Annotated in this window: 16 protein-coding genes and 1 tRNA gene; 16 read left to right on the top strand and 1 reads right to left on the bottom strand. The window is 35.3% G+C overall.

What is annotated here, in order from left to right; genetic code table 11:
- Positions 1-14: 14 nt before the first annotated feature.
- The 5 genes from DKL58_RS07955 to DKL58_RS07935 all read left to right on the top strand — a co-directional run bounded on the left by DKL58_RS07955 (position 15) and on the right by DKL58_RS07935 (position 5,932).
- A complete protein-coding gene (locus tag DKL58_RS07955; RefSeq protein WP_109586728.1) occupies positions 15-467 on the top strand; it encodes a PTS sugar transporter subunit IIA in 453 nt (150 codons plus the stop codon).
- A 22-nt stretch (positions 468-489) separates the two neighbouring features.
- Positions 490-1,887, top strand: a complete 1,398-nt coding sequence (locus DKL58_RS07950; protein ID WP_109586727.1) for a PTS galactitol transporter subunit IIC — start codon at positions 490-492, stop codon at positions 1,885-1,887.
- A gap of 24 nt (positions 1,888-1,911) precedes the next feature.
- Positions 1,912-2,202 (top strand): PTS sugar transporter subunit IIB, encoded by a 291-nt coding sequence (locus DKL58_RS07945; protein WP_109586726.1) that lies wholly within the window; start codon positions 1,912-1,914, stop codon positions 2,200-2,202.
- A gap of 48 nt (positions 2,203-2,250) precedes the next feature.
- The gene (locus DKL58_RS07940; RefSeq protein ID WP_109586725.1) at positions 2,251-4,353 is read left to right on the top strand and encodes a BglG family transcription antiterminator; all 2,103 of its coding nucleotides are present in this window, start codon (positions 2,251-2,253) and stop codon (positions 4,351-4,353) included.
- Between the two features lie 145 nt (positions 4,354-4,498).
- On the top strand, positions 4,499-5,932 hold the full coding sequence (locus DKL58_RS07935; RefSeq protein ID WP_109586724.1) for an MFS transporter: 1,434 nt from the start codon (positions 4,499-4,501) through the stop codon (positions 5,930-5,932).
- A 65-nt stretch (positions 5,933-5,997) separates the two neighbouring features.
- Here the strand turns inward: DKL58_RS07935 and DKL58_RS07930 are convergent, their stop codons facing one another.
- Entirely contained in the window at positions 5,998-7,392 is a 1,395-nt protein-coding gene (locus tag DKL58_RS07930) for an IS3 family transposase (RefSeq protein WP_338034148.1), read from the bottom strand.
- A gap of 111 nt (positions 7,393-7,503) precedes the next feature.
- Here DKL58_RS07930 and DKL58_RS07925 point away from each other — a divergent pair, with 111 nt between their 5' ends.
- The 11 genes from DKL58_RS07925 (at position 7,504) to DKL58_RS07875 (ending at position 18,205) form a co-directional block, all read left to right on the top strand.
- Positions 7,504-7,791 (top strand): type II toxin-antitoxin system HicB family antitoxin, encoded by a 288-nt coding sequence (locus tag DKL58_RS07925; protein ID WP_045928599.1) that lies wholly within the window; start codon positions 7,504-7,506, stop codon positions 7,789-7,791.
- Between the two features lie 345 nt (positions 7,792-8,136).
- The gene (locus DKL58_RS07920) at positions 8,137-8,703 is read left to right on the top strand and encodes an aldose epimerase family protein (protein WP_109586723.1); all 567 of its coding nucleotides are present in this window, start codon (positions 8,137-8,139) and stop codon (positions 8,701-8,703) included.
- A 103-nt stretch (positions 8,704-8,806) separates the two neighbouring features.
- A complete protein-coding gene (locus tag DKL58_RS07915) occupies positions 8,807-9,928 on the top strand; it encodes an LCP family glycopolymer transferase (protein WP_109586722.1) in 1,122 nt (373 codons plus the stop codon).
- On the top strand, positions 9,928-10,548 hold the full coding sequence (locus DKL58_RS07910) for a glycerol-3-phosphate acyltransferase (protein WP_109587026.1): 621 nt from the start codon (positions 9,928-9,930) through the stop codon (positions 10,546-10,548). The genes DKL58_RS07915 and DKL58_RS07910 overlap by 1 nt, the downstream gene beginning before the upstream one ends.
- 35 nt (positions 10,549-10,583) lie before the next feature.
- Entirely contained in the window at positions 10,584-13,556 is a 2,973-nt protein-coding gene (locus tag DKL58_RS07905; protein ID WP_109586721.1) for an LTA synthase family protein, read from the top strand.
- Positions 13,557-13,826: 270 nt separating this feature from the next.
- Positions 13,827-15,092 (top strand): tyrosine--tRNA ligase, encoded by a 1,266-nt coding sequence (gene tyrS / locus DKL58_RS07900; RefSeq protein ID WP_045928594.1) that lies wholly within the window; start codon positions 13,827-13,829, stop codon positions 15,090-15,092.
- Positions 15,093-15,204: 112 nt separating this feature from the next.
- Complete coding sequence (locus tag DKL58_RS07895) at positions 15,205-15,600, top strand: NUDIX domain-containing protein (RefSeq protein WP_109586720.1); 396 nt, start codon at positions 15,205-15,207, stop codon at positions 15,598-15,600.
- Positions 15,601-15,690: 90 nt separating this feature from the next.
- Positions 15,691-16,014, top strand: a complete 324-nt coding sequence (locus tag DKL58_RS07890; RefSeq protein WP_420812279.1) for a heavy metal-binding domain-containing protein — start codon at positions 15,691-15,693, stop codon at positions 16,012-16,014.
- A 63-nt stretch (positions 16,015-16,077) separates the two neighbouring features.
- Positions 16,078-16,150 (top strand) — tRNA-Thr (locus DKL58_RS07885).
- A gap of 264 nt (positions 16,151-16,414) precedes the next feature.
- The gene (locus tag DKL58_RS07880) at positions 16,415-17,248 is read left to right on the top strand and encodes a hypothetical protein (protein ID WP_109586718.1); all 834 of its coding nucleotides are present in this window, start codon (positions 16,415-16,417) and stop codon (positions 17,246-17,248) included.
- 303 nt (positions 17,249-17,551) lie between these two features.
- Positions 17,552-18,205: an HD domain-containing protein gene (locus tag DKL58_RS07875; RefSeq protein WP_045928590.1), complete on the top strand. Its 654-nt coding sequence runs from the start codon at positions 17,552-17,554 to the stop codon at positions 18,203-18,205.
- The last annotated feature ends 29 nt before the right edge of the window (positions 18,206-18,234 follow it).

Below are 18,234 nucleotides of genomic sequence, written 5' to 3'. Positions count from 1 at the left end.
AAGGAGGTGAATAAATGGAACTTTTACTTCCAGAATTAGTTTTTGCACATGTCAAAGTAAATACAGCTGATGAAGTACTTCATTTTCTGGCAAATAAGCTGCAAGTTAACGGTAAGGTTAAAAATACTTTTGAAAATGCAGTTATGCAAAGGGAAAAAATCCATCCGACAGGTTTGCCCAGTGGCAAAATTGATGTGGCAATTCCTCATACAGATGTGCAGTACGTTAATGAAGCAGCAATAGCTTTTGCTACTTTGGATCATCCAATACCATTTCATAATATGGCTGAAACTCAGAAAATCTTGGATGTTCAGATTGTTGTGATGCTGGCATTAAAAGACCCGCATAGTCAGGTTAAGATGTTGCAAAAGTTAATGACGTTATTCCAAAATCAAAAGCTTTTAAGTGATTTGCAAAAGTTGACTGATAGTCAGGAACTTTATCAAATTGTTTCTAAGCATATTTAAAAATAAAGAGAGGGAGTTATTTATGAAACCTGTTATTGATTTCATTATGTATATAGTTGGCTTGGGACCAACAGTCCTAATTCCAATTATTATGTTAATCTTTGGCTTGTGTGTACGAGTGCCGTTTACCAAAGCATTGCGTGGTGGCCTAATGGTTGGAATTGGCTTTATTGGTTTGAATGCGACAGTTTCAATCTTGACTGATGTTATGAATCCTGCAATTAAAAACATGATTCAGGTAATGCACTTAAATTTGCAGGTAATTGATGTTGGCTGGCCCTCAGCTTCAGCTATTGCATATGGTACTGCAGTTGGAGTCAGTATGATTCCTTTGGGAATAGCAATAAACGTTTTGATGCTGGTTACAAAAACCACGTCAACTATTGACGTTGATATTTGGGACTTTTGGCATTTCGCATTTAGTGGATCTTTAGTTTACGCTTTAACAAAAGATATTGTCCTTAGCTTGTTTCTAGCAAGTGTAAACATGATCGTAATCATGGTTACAGCTGACAGAACTGCACCACTTTCGGAAAAATACTTGGGTTTACCGGGAATTTCCATTCCTCATGGTTATGCAGGCTCTTTTGTGCCGGTGGCAATTGTTTTCAACTGGATTATTGACAAAATCCCTGGTGTCAATAAAATTCATATGGATGCTAAAGATTTTAATAAAAGATTCGGTTCCTGGGGTGAACCAACGCTTTTAGGTTTTGCGATTGGTATCATTATTGGAATTTTGGCATATGGTTTCATTCCGGGGATGACTATCGCCACTAAGCTAGGTAAAATCATGTTGATGGGTGTTACTCTTTCTGCCGTGATGATTATTACACCAAAAATGGCAGCTTTGTTATTACAAGGAGTTGTACCAGTTTCAAACGCCATTCAGGCATTTACTCAAAAGAAATTTTCAGGTAAAAGAAAAATTTATATCGGAATGGATACTGCTGTCGGTATCGGTAGTCCAGTAGTTTTGGCTTGTGCTACCCTAATGATTCCTGTTGCTCTATTGTTTGCGTTTATTTTACCTGGAAACCAATTCCTGCCAACTATTGGTTTAGTAGGGTTTGTTTTTATGTTTCCGTTAATAGTTTCAGTTACTCACGGTGACTTTTTCAGATCATTTATTATTGGTGCCATTAATGTCGTCATTGGTTTGTGGATTGGTACTAATTTGGCACCACTTATTACCAAATGTGCTCGTGCTGCTCATTTTGCTATTCCGAAAGGTTCGTCTTTGATTTCAAGTATTGATTATGGTTCCAACCCATATCCCTGGTTGATAGTCCAAATTGCTCCTTATAAGATTGCAGCTTATGCAATTGGCATTATTCTGATAGTGGGACTTTGCTGGTGGAACAGGAAAAAGATTATTGCTGAAGAAAATCAGATGGCAGCAAGTGCTAAAGAAAAATAATTGTTTAGGTAAGGAGAAAAAATCATGAAGAAAATTTTAGTTGCATGCGGTGCGGGGGTCGTGACCAGTACCACTGCTATGAATAAATTACAAGAGGAATTAAGTAATCGCGGCATTTCAACTGATGAGTATTCTTTAGGACAATCATCAGTTGCACAGGTCGAGTCTTTAGCCCCTGAATATGATTTAGTTATTACTACTACTCAATATGATAATGACGCTGTTAAAATTCCAGTTATTAATGGTTTACCACTTTTAACTAATGTAGGAATTGATAATGTTATTAATGAAGTAGTCGATAAATTAGGACTTTAACTTTTTTACGGTGAATTGCTATGTTACTAAATTTAAAGGGTGATTAACATGGCAACAAGTAATTATGCCATGACACCAGCCAGCAGACTTTTTAAATACTTACTTCAAGCGCCAGATTTTGTGAGTTTAAAAGAAATTCTGGAAACATTTAATATCTCTCGGCGGACGGCTTTTAATTGGTTAAAAACTATCAATAATACGCTAAAGCAGAATCAACTTGATGAAGTAATCAACGTGCCTCGATACGGATATAAAATAACCGATAAGACCAAAAAAAGTATAATAGCTGGTTCAAATATGGGTAACTTAACGTCAACTCATGAATTAGGAGTACCTTTAGATGCTATAGATCGTCGTACTGCAATTGTTTTATTGCTGATAGATCAGAATAAATATCTTTCAATTAACAAATTGGCACAAAAATTCAATTGTTCTCGTAATACAATTATTAAGGATTTTAAAGCAGTTAATAAATGTTTCCCAAGGTTAAAAATTGTTAGTTCACACTTAGGACATAAAATAAATTGCAATGAATCAGCTATTCGCATCACAATTTATAAATTATTGATGCAGCATAATAAATTGGTTTATAAGTATATAGAACACTTGAATTTTCCGGTAGCTAAATCTAGAGAGCTAGTTGAGGATATTCAGCAAAATCTCCAAATGAATTTTTCTGAAAATTCTGTTCAACAACTGGCTTATCTTTTGGTATTTATTTATTCAAGGATTAAAAATGATCGTTATGTTAAAACTATAGCTGATTACAATTGGATAGCTAACAATACAACTAATGTTTTAGCTAACTGTAAATATCTGCTCTACCTTCTTACAAGTAAAAAAATCACTGAAGGTGAAGTGGTTTTTTTAAGTAAAATAGTTTTGTGTTCGCAAGCTACTGAAGTCAACTGTGTAAATGATTCTTTATACCAGGACTTAGATCAAATAGCTCAGGAAATAATTTTTCGCTATGAGCAATTAACAGAACAAAAAATTTCTTACAAATTGTTTACAAAAGTTTTATGTAACCATTTATATGCTACATTTTTTAGAGTTAAATTTGACATACCATTTTCTTCTAATGAAGTTAATGAAATTAAGCGTCAATATCCAGAACTAGTTAAGTTTACTGCAATTGCCTGTGCGCCTTTAGAGCAATATTTACAAAAAAAATTACCTAGTGAAGAAGTAGCACTAATATGTCTTTATTTTGGATCAGTTAATACTAAGGGATATCAAGATATATCAAACAAGGATAAAATAAAAAGGGCTTCACTGGCTGAAGTTCTGGTTGTTTGCACAAGTGGAATTGGTACATCTGCAATGCTTTATCATGAACTAAATAAAATGTATCCGTTAATTAAATTTTCGCTGCCACTGGAAATTCGAGATTTGCCACTGATTTTTAAGCATGAATATCAAGCAAAATTAATTATTAGTACTGCTATATTGCCGAAAAAGATTTTTCCAATTCCGGTTATCAAAGTTAAAGCAGTGTTAACTAAACATGATGAAAGTGTTATCGAAAATTTTTTCCGTCAAAAAGTTCCGCAGAAAATTGAACATAATAAAAGTACAGTAAGCAATCTTTTATCAATTATTAACGAATATGCAGATGTAAAAGACGTTAATGGTTTGCGGTTAAGTCTTGATAAGTTTATTTCACCGACAATTGATGAAAACAATCAACTTGGCTTACCAACTTTAGGCAATTTATTACCTGCTGATAGAATTAAATTTATTCATAATAATACTTTAAATTGGCAGGAAGTTTTGAAAATGGGCTGTCAATTACTGGAAAAAAACAACATAATAGATAATGATTATTTTGGAAAGATTGTTAAGTTGATTAAGCAGTATGGACCATATATGCTTATTTCCAATGACATTTTTTTAGCTCATGCTGCTCCAAGCAATAGTAATAAAAAAGTAGGACTATCGTTAATTTTACTGGATAAGCCTCTGAGTATCCAAATTCGCCAGCAAAAAGCTACCATCGTTTGTATGTTTATCTTGTCACCAGGACAAAAAAGAGAACACGAAAGAGCCTTAGAACAATTAGTTGATATAGTTAGAAATCCGGATAATGTTAAGCATTTGTTAAATGCTCATAGTCCACAAGAAGTTCGTAAATTACTTTTATCAATTTAGATTAATTACATAATATTCACCTGCTAATCAGAAAAAGCGACTACATAAATATGTGGTCGCTTTTATACTTGGCAGATAGAAAAAAAGGTGTATAATTCAATCTATTAAGGTACCTAACTAATTTCGAAATGGAGAGTATATTAAAATGGCACAAACATTAAGCTATCAATCTAATCAAAAGGTACAAAAAAATCGCTGGTGGATATTAGTTGCTGTGGGGCTGTTTACATTTATGTCAACCCTAGACGGTACGATTGTTAATATTGCTTTGCCAGTGATCAGTAAGGACTTACATATTCCGATGAGTCAATCTGAATGGGTAGTTTCACTATATTTGATTGTAGTCTGCAGCTTTATTTTATTTTTTGGCAAATTAAGTGACACATACGGCAAAATAAAGGTTTTTCGCTTAGGAGCCATATTCTTTATTGCCGGTTCGCTTTTATCAGGAATTAGAATTAATTTAATATTTTTATTGCTGGCCAGGGCACTGCAGGCTTTTGGTGCTGCCATGACCATGGCTACTAATAATGGAATCATTACTGAAATTTTTCCGGCTACTGAAAGAGGAAAGGCATTAGGTACAATCGGCTCTTTTGTTGCTCTGGGTTCCATTGCCGGTCCTGGACTTGGTGGCTTAATTTTAAGTCACCTTTCATGGTCTTATATTTTTTGGCTAAATGTTCCTGTCGGCCTAATAGCTGCAATGATTGGGGCTATATTTTTGCCCAAGGATATTACTTTTACTAAATCTGCTCTAGATAAAGCCGGCTCTTTCAGCTTTGCTTTAGGTATGATTACATTATTTGGCGGTATCTTTTTAGGGCAGCAGCTTGGCTTTAGTTCTTTACCCGTTTTACTTATGTTGCTAGTGGGTCTGGTCAGTTTTATCGGGTTTGTTTACGTTGAAAATCATGTAGTAAATCCATTATTGCAATTTAAATTATTTAAAAATCCAGATTTTTCAGTTAGTCTGCTTTGTGCATTATTAATTTTTATAACTAACTTTTTCTTTAATGTGGTCACTCCCTTTTATTTGGAAAATGCCCGTCACTTGTTACCAGGGAAAACCGGTTTAATTTTAATGATACTACCAGTAGTTCAACTTTTTGCTGCCCCAGTTGCTGGTTCTATATCTGATAAAATCGGTCCTAAATTGATTACTTTTATTGGTCTGGTGTTATTGCTGATCAGTCAGATTGGTTATACATTATGCAGTTTAGATTCATCTATGTGGTTATTCATAATTAGTATCGCAATTATGGGGTTAGGCAGTGGCATATTCAGTTCTCCAAATAATTCTTTAGTTATGAGCTCAGTCGAGCAAAAAGATTTAGGCATTGCAGGCAGTATTAATTCACTTTCTCGAAATCTTGGAATGGTCATTGGTATATCAAGTGCTACTACTGTATTGTTTGCTGCGATGAGCAAAGCAAAGGGAGCAAGAGTTACCGCTTATCTACCCAAACAACCTGAAATTTTTATTTATGGCATGCATGTGGTTTTTATTATTTCAATGATAATTTGTATGATTACTGTTCTTCTGAGTGGGTGGAGACTATTTAAAAATAATAAATAATTAAATATAAAAAAGTGTTGAAAATTTGATATGACCCCCAAATTTAGGACACTTTATATTAGCTGCTAACTGAGGACTAGCTTCCGATATTCAATCGGAGTTAGTCCTTTTAGTTTGATCTTGATTCTTTTCTGATTGTAATACTCAATGTAGTCTCTGATTGCATCTTCCAGTTCAGTGAGATTCTTAAACTGCTTTTCAAAGCCATAAAACATTTCTCGCTTGAGTATCCCGAAGAAGCCTTCCATTAACCCATCATCAAGCGAATTGCCCTTGCGTGACATTGACTGGCTAATGCCATGATTTTTGAGCCACGCTTGAAACTGACCATTTTGGTATTGCCAGCCTTGATCAGTGTGGAAGATCAAGCCATTCAGTGCCGGATGCTTGTCCCAGGCCTTTCTTAACATATCCATGGTCTGCTTAAGATTAGGACTGCGGGAAATAGTATAGGAAACAATCTCTTGGGTGCAGCCATCAATGATCGGTGATAAATAGGTCTTTTGCCCCTTGAGCTTAAATTCAGTTATATCTGAATACCATTTGTGATTGGGATAAACCGCACTGAAGCTGCGTTTAATCAGGTCAGGCTTAATCGGACCCTGAGTGCCGCGATAGCTGCTGTATTTGTGCCAACGTTTACTGACTATGCCAAACAATTTCAGCTTGTTCATTAAGCGCTGCACCTTTTTATGATTGACTAATAAACCGCGACGCCTAAGCTCTGCAGTAATGCGGCGATAGCCATAGCGGTGCTTGTGTTCTTCATAGATAGCTTTGATTTCAGCCATTATTTCTCGATTGTCCCGCTCTTTGTCCTTCTTCTTTAAAGTGTAGTAGTAATTGCTGCGGGATAGATGGGGCAGATTGGGATTGGCATTAATGGCATCAAGAATAAAAGTTACGCTGACTTTAAGCTCGCGCCTTAGTTGGGTAACTGCCTGGGCTATTTCCGCGGCTTGCGGTTCTTGGCCCGCTGGTCGACTAAGGCGCTCAATTTTTTTACGAATTCGTTCTCGATTTTCAGCTTCAAGTTCTGCTGGCGTAAGCGTTCGTTCTCTTGCTTGAGCCGATGATTTTCCTGTTTGATCAGCTGTTCTCTTTTGGTCATGGGGCGGTCGTCCTCTCTGCTTGTTAACGATATTATACCCATTTTTACGGTATTCGCGCAGCCAGTTGTACAACATGCCACTACTTTTTAAGCCCAAGTCAATAGATACTCGACGGGCAGGCTCATGTTCAACTATGATTCGCCTAAGGGCCTGCTCCTTAAAATTACTTGTATAAGCAGTGAAAGGCTGATCTAAAATAGCTAGACCGTGACGGCCAATTAAAGCTAACAAGTAATTAATATTAGTCTTGCCAACCCGATAACGCTGACTTAGCTCAGCAGGGCTGATTTGATAATCGTGCCAAAGATGATAGATTTCAGCTTTATCTTGTTTAGATAATTTAGACATAAAAATCAACTCTTTTTTATTTTAAAAAATAATTTTTTAATAATTATTTCTTCTTTTGGGCAATTTGGGTATATTATGGTAGAAGTAAAGAGCAAAATGAGGAGGTCTAGGATGAACCATAAAGTTGTGACGTATCCAGCTGTTTTTAAGCCACTGGAAAATGATATTTATGTAATTAGTTTCCCTGATGTTAAAGGTGGAATAACTGAAGGTCAAGGTTTGCGCGAGTCAATGAAAATGGCCGCTGACACCCTTGCCAGTCGTCTTTATAATAAGTCAGTATTGCCCAAGGCCAGCAAGCTTAGTGATATTGAATTACCAGATGATGGCTCATTTGTTGCACCTGTTTCTGCAGACCTTACCGAAGCTTCGCGTGATCGCATTAATTATGAAATATAATATACAAAAAAAGCATCCCAATCAATTGGGATGCCCTTTTTATTAACTTGTTCCAAAAACTTTTTTATAATCTTCGGGAACAAGTTAATTATAATATATCTAAGTAAATTTTGCTAATAAATTTAGTTTCTTTTAGTAAAAATGCTTTAAAATAACCTTTAGATTAAAATGTTATCTGAAAAGCGCAGTATTATATCATTTTTTGAAAATTTAAGTATAATTTTTCTTCAATAATTTGATTGAATAAAAAGAAGGCATTGCAAAAAATCTTGTATTTTGAGCTCAAATTGACAATAGCACTATTTGAGTGCTATTTTTGAAAGAGAAAAAGTTTGGGAGTAAATTATGCAAACAATTGAAAGTTCTGTTTTGCGTGTTGCTGTTTCTGAAAAGGGAGCTAAAGTGGTTAACTTTGTTGCCCAAAATAGTCAAATTGATTATTTTAAAGATGTTGCTACGCAAAAAGCATTAGAAGTTATTTTTAGAGGAGCCGAACAGAAGGAAAATCTAGCAGATATTCTGCCTTGGACAGTTGTAGACAAGGGGGATTCGCGTGTTAGTTTGGCTTTGATTGACGACAATTCTAGTTATAAAAAGTTTCCGTTCCACTTTGAAGCAATATTAACGTACGCACTAGAGGGAAGTGGAATTGATATTAAATTTTACCTGAAAAATAATTCTCATAAAGATATGCCGTTTTCGCTGAAATTCGTGATACCAGTTTTTTCAGGATGGAAAGTAAATACTAATGCTAACGAAATCGTATTAAATAAAGATAAAACTAATTTGACCATAGCATCTCCTAATTTTACATTAACAGCTGAAAGCAATCAGATTAGTGTTGCTTATGATGCAGCTACACTGGCTAGTGACAGTGATGAGGATCTGAGATTAAGCCTAGCCTTGAGTTAAATAATTAACGATTTTAATAAGATAAAATAGACAAACCGGCAATGGCTTGTTTTTTTTGCTATAATGTACTCATTGTAATTAAAATTTGGGTAAATAAAAAGTTATGGATCACAACGATAATCATCCGAATAAAAGTCGAGTTGAATTACATGCAAAAGATTACCATAAAAAAAGACGTATTTTGGCGTGGTTATCATGTCTTATAGCACTTTTAGTCTTGGCGGTCTGCGTGTATTCAGCATATATTTATTTTCGTACAAAAGATACAGTTGACGATGCGTATGACGCTAAAAACGGCGTACAGATTAAAAATGGTGAGTTCAACGGTAAGAAAAAATTTGCGGTGTTGTTAATGGGCAGCGATACTGGAGCGCTTGACCGTAAAGAGAAGAAAGGCAACACTGACACCATTATTATTGCCGTTGTTAATCCTCAAAAGAAACGCTACACTTTAATGTCAGTTCCACGAGACACTATGGCTCAAATGGTTGGTGCTGACCAGTTTCAGGTTGAAAAAATAAATGCCGCTTATCCTGTTGGTGGGGCTGCCATGTCGATGGCGAGCGTGTCCAAATTAATAAATGTACCAATTAAATATTATGTTTTGGTAAATATGAAGGGCATTATGCGTCTCATCCGCTATGTTGGCGGTATTAATATCAGACCTACTCTGAGCTTTGAGTATGGTGGTTATATTTTTAAGAAAAATCAGCTGACCCACATGGGTGGCGGTGGTGCTTTGGCATATTCACGAATGCGCTATGATGATCCAGAAGGTGATTATGGTCGTCAAAAGCGTCAGCGCCAAGTGATTACTACTATTATAAAGAAGGCAGTTTCAATTAATACTTTAACTCGCTTGGATTCAGTATTATCGTCAGTTTCTGGAAATCTTAAAACCAATTTACCCTTTGATGCATTGCGTCAGATTGCCTTCAATTATCGTGATTCTACTAAAAACGTAAAAAATGATTATCTTCATGGACACAATGCTACAATAGATGGTTCTTCTTATCAGGTGCAATCTACTAAAGAATTACAACGAGTATCAAATTACCTGCGAGCAGAACTTGGTTTACCCGAAGCGCCTGTAAATAATAATGAAACTTATCAGAATAAGCGCAATAAAATTGATGGCTTCAGTTTTAAAAACCCTGATAGCCAAGAATATCACATATATGAAGATTATCAAGATCAAAGTTACCAAGAAGAAGGTGACTATTGATAATGCGCTTGTGGTCAATCATTATTGGATATGGGTTTGGTTGTCTACTCACTGCCGTGTTGATTTGTCGTTTTGCTTTGCATAAAGATCCTACAAAGGTGGGATCAGGTAATCCGGGAACTGCAAATGTCGGAGCCGTGTTTGGGAAAAAATGGGGTATATTAACTTGTATTGGCGATATACTAAAAACTCTTATTTGTCTTTTAATAGTACACTGTTTTTTCTCAGACAGTATTGCTTTGTTATATGCAGGCTTGGGATTAATGCTAGGCCACTGTTTTCCTTTTTGGGAACATTTCCATGGTGGTAAAGGTGTAACGGTCGCTGTGATAGTAGCAGCACTATATGATACACCAGTAGCTGCAGTTACATTGTTAATTGCTTTTTTCCTGTTGATAATTTTACAAAATTTGACGGTTCCACCAATAATTTTTATAATATTGTTCAGTTTATATGAATTTTTAACAACTAAGGAAGCCGGAATCGTATTATTGATTATGACGTTGGTTATGGTCTATAAATTTAGATATGATCTTCGTGACTTTTTTGCCGGAAAAGGAAAAAAGGTTGATGTTTTATACTCAATTAAGAAAAAATTGGGTATTAAGCGTGATAATTAATAGCATCATTTTTAGTGAGGAAAATAACTAGAAATATGAATAAAAATAAAAAATCTTTAAAAGCCATCCAGATAATCTGTCTTCTGGTAGCAACTCTGTTCATGCTGATCCAAATGTTCAACTTGAAGGGAATTGCTGCCAGAGCACATTTTTCATTTGTCCGTTTTATGCCAAATATGTTGCATAATGCGACTTTAATGCTTATTCCCATGATATTTGGTGCTGTTTATAGTAAGAAAAAACAAAGTGTTAGCGAAAGTTTTAAATACTGGTTGTTAGCCAGCGTGACTTTGATTGTCTATTACATTTTATTTTTCTTTATAGTTCCTGCCCGCTTTAATATGTGGCGTGTATGGGGCATGTTGTTTCCGATCATTACCAGTACATCTGTTTTGTTTTCTGGTTTGATTTTCTGTTTGTTGATTCAACCACATTTGTATGACTTTTTGCATAAATTGACAATTAAGCAAAACCTTCTGGTTTTGAGTTTATTAACTCTACTCGGCTTTGCCCTAAGTGCCGGCAACCTGTCATTTCAATATTCGCTATATGGTCTTTACTTGGTTTTATTTTTTGCCTGGGGCATGTTTTTAGCTAATATCCACATTGGCAAAAAATTGTTAACTTTATCTTTAATTAGCGGTTTTCTTTCTTTCTTCATTGTGATAATCGGTGTTTCTGGGTTCGATGCTGTTTACTGGTCACAAATTATTTCTGGCAACGGGGGTGGTGACTGGAACAGGGAGTTCTTAAACAATCCTTCATCTCCGTTCATGTTTTTACTGGTAGTAGCGGTTTTCTTATTATTCAAAAAAGTTATTATGACTTTTAATAAAAAGCAAATGCGCTATTTTATCCCGGTAATCATGATCATGGATGCACCCATTTCTCCGAGGTTTATGAGAGCATTTCAGTTCACTGACTCCTCAATAGTTAACAAGTTGATTATGCTTGTTATTATGCTATTAATTGTGATTGTTTGGTATCAGTTACTTGACCGCTATTTGTTCCAAATCAATCCGTTCGCAAAAATAATTAATTATTTAGATAACGAACCTAATTTAGCTAAGATATGTGAAAAAGTATGGGCAATCTTTACCAAGTTTATAGTTACTAATAGAGTAAATTTGCTTACTTGGGCCTGGTTCTACATTCTAAGTTTTGGTTCTTTCCTAATTGAATCTGATAATTTACGAATTCAAATAAGTACAGCTTCTACAATTAATGCGATAGTTTATCTTCTAGGCACTAAATTCTTTGCCATGATTTTGACAACTATCTTTCTTGATGCGTTGTTCTCCGTCTTTTATTTTGTAACTACACGATACTGGACTTCAAACATTTTAGTCAGTTTGATTGCGATCGGCTGGGCTGTTGCTAATAAGATTAAGCTGATTTTACGTGGAGAGCCAATTTATCCAACTGAACTTAGTGAAATTGTTAATTGGAAAACATTAATACCAATGATCGGTAAGACTACTGTCATTGTGATTTTAGTTGCACTCGTTGTAGTTATTGCTCTTGACATTTTCTTAGAGATAAAATTCCCTGTTAAAAAGCGTGGATCATGGAAGAGACGTGGTATTTGGGCACTTTTAAGCTTATTATTATTTGTAACACCATTGCGTTTTAACCATGACGGCGGAGTTATCTATCATATCAATCGCGGTTTTGATAATAAACAAAGGTTCCGTAATCCCGAACGTGATATTCAGGTAAATGGTCCTGTACTTAATTTCTTGAATTATATTGATTTGCAAATTATGGATCAGCCTGAGGGATATTCAGAAACAAGTATCAAGCAGTTAAATAATAAATATGAAAAAGTTGCTGCTAGGATAAATAAGAAACGCAAAAATACTCTTAAAGATCAAACTATTGTCTTTAATTTGAGTGAAAGTTTTGTTGATCCAAGCACTTTCCCTACATTTAGGCTTGACCGTGATGTTCCAAATCCAGTTAAGTTTATTCAGTCAATGAAGTCACGTTCAACATACGGCAACATGCTCAGTGCTGGTTATGGTGGTGGAACCGCCAACATGGAATGGGAAACTTTAACTGGTTTAAACATGGGAATGTTTAAATCCACCTTGACCCCATATGTTCAAGTGGTTCCAAACTATGATTTTTACCCAACAATAGGGATGAACTTCGATTATAAATCTGCTGTCCACCCATTTATTGGTACTTATTACTCAAGACAGGAAGATTATCATAGGTTTAAATTTGATAAGTTTATCTATGTTGGTTCGAAATATAAGGTTATTGACCAGAAGAAATTGGGTAAGAGTGGTTATAACTCTGACTTTACTACCTATGCTAATGGTCTAAAAGAAATCAATTCCCGCGATGGCGGACAGTTTATCAACTTGATTTCAATTCAAAATCACATGCCATATAATAATTGGTATCCAAATAACGAATATATGGGCAAGATTTCTGGAGAATTATTCAAATCTCCAGCAGTACGTGATCAAATGGCTACCTACGTAAAGGGTACGCAATATACAGACAAGGCAGTCAAGCAGTTTATCGAGCAGATTGATAAAATTAAAAAGCCAATTACTTTGGTCTTTTACGGTGATCACTATCCAAGTATCCTTTCTCAAAGTTATACTGCTAAATATCCGGTACAAATGCACTCAACGCGCTACTTTATCTATTCAAATAAATATGCCCGTCAACATGGTGCTAAAAAGAGACTGCCGCGTAAAGCAAATAATTTTGTCAGTTCCAGCGACTTTATCGCTATGATGCTTGAACAGACTGATTCTAAAGTGACACCTTACCAGGCTCTGTTAACAGAAGTTCATAAGAAATTACCAGCTATTACCATTAACTTTAAAGGTGATAAAGGCTTCGAGTTAATTGGTCGACAAGGACAAGTAATAGAACCGAAATACTTGACCAAGAAGCAGCAGGAAGTTTTAGCCGATTATGAGGCTATTCAATATGACATGACAGCTGGGAAGGCCTATGGTCTTAAGATTAAAGGCTTTTATAAGTAATAAAATTATATTGACTTATTAAGAAAAAATGAGTATTATCATTTATAACAAATTTAAGTAGCAGCTTGATTCAGCGTTCAGAGAACTAGCGGTTAGTGTGAGCTAGACAGGTCAAGCGTAGCGAAATACAAGTTGGGTGGTTCCCATAAAGACCATAATTAAGGCACTTGTCATTGAAGTGCGAACGTGGGTGGTACCACGGCTGAAAAAGTATTTAGTCGTCCCTAGATTCGTTTAAGAATCTAGGGATTTTTTATTGGAGGAAAAAAGATGGCAAACTTTGATATTTTAGCAGACTTAAAATGGCGTGGAGCGATTAACCAGCAGACTGATGAAGCAGGACTGACCAAATATTTACAAGACCACGATGACTTAGCCCTTTATTGCGGCACTGATCCCACTGGTGATTCACTGCATATCGGTCATCTTATTCCCTTCATGATTTTAAAAAGATTTCAGCTGGCTGGATATCACCCTGTGATCGTTATAGGTGGCGGCACAGGAACAATTGGTGACCCCTCTGGACGTAAGTCAGAGAGAGTGCTCCTTAGTGCAGAAAAATTACACGAAAATGAACTTGCTCTGACTAAGCAAATGGAAAAATTGTTTGGCACTGATAACTTTCAAATTGTTAACAACGCAGAGTGGCTTGATAAATTAAGTTTAATTGAATTCTTGCGTGAATACGGCAAGCACTTCCAAGTTAATAATATGATCAATAAAGACGTAGTTGCCAGCCGCTTGGAAAATGGTATTTCATTTACCGAGTTTTCTTACCAGATTTTACAGGCCATTGATTTCTACCAGTTAAATAAAAATTATGGTGTTCAAATGCAAATTGGTGGTAGTGACCAATGGGGCAATATTACAGCAGGAATTGACCTAATTCACAAGTTGATGGGTTCAGACAGACAGGCCTTTGGTTTGACTATTCCATTAATGCTAAAAGCCGATGGCACTAAATTTGGTAAATCTGCTGGTGGAGCGGTTTGGCTTGACCCAGAAAAGACCAGTCCTTATGAATTTTACCAATTCTGGATCAATCAGGATGATCGTGACGTTGTTAAGTACTTGAAGTACTTTACTTTCCTTAGTCATGAAGAAATTGATGATCTGGCGGAGCAAGTAAAAGCTGAACCGTGGAAGCGGACAGCGCAAAAAACATTAGCTAGAGAAGTAACAAAATTCGTTCACGGAGAAGCAGGCTTAAAAGAAGCAGAAATGATTACAGATGCTTTGTTTTCCGGAGATATTAAAAATCTGTCAGTTAAGCAGATTAAGCAGGGCTTAAAGAGTGCACCTGCAGCCGAATCAACATCTCAGAACAAAAATATTGTAGACTTCTTGGTTGACACCAAAATCGAACCTTCTAAGCGCCAGGCTCGAGAAGATGTTACCAACGGAGCAATTTATGTGAATGGTGACCGCCAGCAGTCAGTCGACTTTGAAGTTGAACCTTCTAAGGCTTTTGACGGCAAATATGTCATTATTCGTAAAGGTAAAAGAAAATATACTTTAGTTACAATTAAAGATTAGTCTAAAACAGTCTGTTGTAAAGATGGCAATAGACTGTTTTTAGTTGTGAATTATAAAGTGTATAATAAAAAGCACTTTAATTTCTGTTCTGAATTTAAAGAGGAGGATAAAAATGCGTGCACGCGTAATACTTTATAATAAAGAAAATAAGGCTGTTTTATTAATCCACAGATTTAAAAATGGTCGTAACTACTGGGTAATACCTGGTGGTGGTGCAGAGAAGAATGAAACCCCAATAGATACTGCAATCAGGGAAATAAATGAAGAGTTAAGTATTCACCTAAAATCAACTGATCTGATGCATTTTTTTAAATATGAAGAAAAAGAGTATGAGGAATTCTATTATGCTAAAATTCCATATATTGTTGCTCCTAAAATCAGTGGTGAAGAAAGAGAGCGGTCGAGCAGCAATAATGTTTATCAACCAGAATGGGTGGCCGTTAAAGAGCTGCCAAAGATTAATTTAATGCCTCCTGAAATTGCTACTAAAATAGTAACTCTGATTTGACAAAAAAATGCGGTGATTTCATACTATTATGTTAGTAAAATATTTATCTGAATATTCAGATAGGAGAGTAAAAAAATGGCTGACAGAGAGATGTTAGTAACTACTACCGAAAATATACCTGGTAGAAAATATGAAATTATTGGTGAAGTGTTTGGTTTAACGACTCAGTCCAAAAATTTTGTTAAAAATTTTGGTGCAGGATTAAAATCTGTAGTTGGTGGTGAAATTCACAGTTATACCAAAATGCTTGAAGATTCACGCAGTCAATCTTTAGAAAGACTGCGTCAAGCTGCAGAGGATAAGGGAGCAGACGCAATTGTAATGATGCGTTTTGACTCTAGTTCAATCAGTGGCGACATGCAGTCAGTGGTTGCTTACGGTACCGCTGTGAGATTTATTGCAGACAACGAATAGATATAGTATTATTTGAAGTATTCGCTCTATAAGAGATGGATGCTTTTTTATTATTGTTGATTTGCCACTTTAGCTCAGAAGGTAGAGCACCGCCGTGGTAAGGAGGAGGTCCTCAGTTCAAATCTGGGAAGTGGCTTATTTTTTTGGCAAATAATTATGGCTATGTTTCTATTCGTATGTGATGCAAAAACATAAAGCAGCTGTTAAAGCTGCTATGATAACATTTATAAACCACTTTATGTATAAAACTTTGTCTTAAATAAGTTGAAATAAATCAATAATCTTATAATTTTATGTTGCCTAAATTACGCGCTAATTATATAACTAATAGTATAAGACGTGAAATTTATAATAGGAAAAATTATTGACATGTATATTAAAGTAAGGAAGTTTATTTGCTATGAAGAAAATTAAATTATTTAAGAAAATGTTAATTGCAGGAGCGATGTTAACTATCGGTTCTGCTTCATTAGGTGTAAGCGCTCAGCCTATTTTGGCAAAATCTCTGCCAGTTGCCACGACAAAGGATTATAACAAGTTGCAGAAGCTTTCTAAAAAGCCTGGTGCTCATTACATTAAAAAGAGGAAATGGTACGCCAGCTTTGTCCCGGGTGATAATGTCCAAGCATATCGGCATTTAACGTCAAATAAACTATTGGAAACTAGATCCGATCCTGGAGTTGATGATTGGGATATTTTTATAGGTGCTGGAACAATTAATGGTACTCGTTATTTCATTAGCAATATTAAAGAAAAAGATGGCAAAACGAAATATATAATTCCAGCAGCATATTGTCATGTACCTTATGGCTACAAGTTTAAAAAAGGACATGCTGTAGTTCACGATTACAATGGATCTTTAGCTAATGCTTATAATGGTTATAGTGAAACTGATCATCAATATGGTAAGACGTTAACTAAAGAAAATATTATTTATAGTAATAAGGAAGATGCCACATTTACTGTTTCTTTGAAGCAAGATGGTCAAACCAAAGGAAAACACAAAGGCTTTTGGATTGGGCGTACACCGATTAAATTCAGAGTTGATGGGACAAATACTTATGAAAACTATTATCCCCTTTATAACTATGTCGCAAATGGTGAATTGATTGTTAGTTATATTAAAACTAAAGATTTGAGTCAATTTAAACGAGCAACTGTGACTTATGATCACATCGGTACAATTACTAAGAGTCATAAATTCAAGCCCGCTCATAAAAAGCTAAATATTTAAATACGAGTAAAAAGAGAATTAATTTAACAGCATTGTTAGCTCGTTATGAAATAAATTTGGTCAAATTAAAAAAAAGAGATAGACTATTAAACTAGTAGTATAAATTACTAAAGTTAATAGTCTCTTTTTTTATAATATAAAGGGTAATAAAGCTAGTAATAGCTGTTGTCGTACTCATAAAAATTAAAATAACTGAGCATTTTGGTGCCTAAGGGACTTTAAATTGCCTAAGTAAAAGCCAAGCCATTATTGGAACTGCTTATTTTATGAAAAAGTATTTTACAAATTAGAAAGGAAATTAACTTGGATTTAACTAAAGTAACTGATTTTGTTAAAGAGCAGTTGAAAAATGAAAAAACAGGGCATGATTTTTATCATGGACAACGAGTAGCTCATCTGGCCAGCAAAATGTATTTACAGGATAATCCTGATGCACATGAAGATAGCCGCATGGTTGCTATTATTCAAACTGCGGGATATTTACACGATACTATTGATGAAAAAATCTGTGCTGACCCTGATCAAGTTCTTGCCAACATTAAAGAACTGCTTCCTAAAGTGGGTTTTACTTCCCTAGAAGTCAAAGATATTTTATTCACTATGCAACATATGTCTTTTTCCGCTAATATAGAGCATCATTATCAATTGCCAGTATCAGGAGAATATGTACAAGATGCTGATCGCATTGAGAGTTTGGGTGCAATTGGCATCGCTCGTGCGTTTACATATGGCGGTGCTCATGGCAATGTGATATACGACCCCAGAATCAAACCACAGAAGCTTGTAAGTCATGATCAATATCGTGAACATACAGAAACAACAATTAACCATTTTTATGAAAAACTGTTTCATTTGGCTGATTTAATGAATACTGCTGGAGGTAAAAAAGAAGCGCAAAAAAGAACGGAATTTATGCGTGATTATGTGAAAGAATTTATGACTGAATGGAATGTTTAAGCTGCATATAGCCTTATGCGGCTTTTATT

Source organism: Lactobacillus kullabergensis, from assembly GCF_003151025.1.
GTDB lineage: Bacteria > Bacillota > Bacilli > Lactobacillales > Lactobacillaceae > Lactobacillus > Lactobacillus kullabergensis.
Note: the sequence above shows the minus strand (reverse complement) of the source record. Positions and strands in the feature narration are given on the sequence as shown.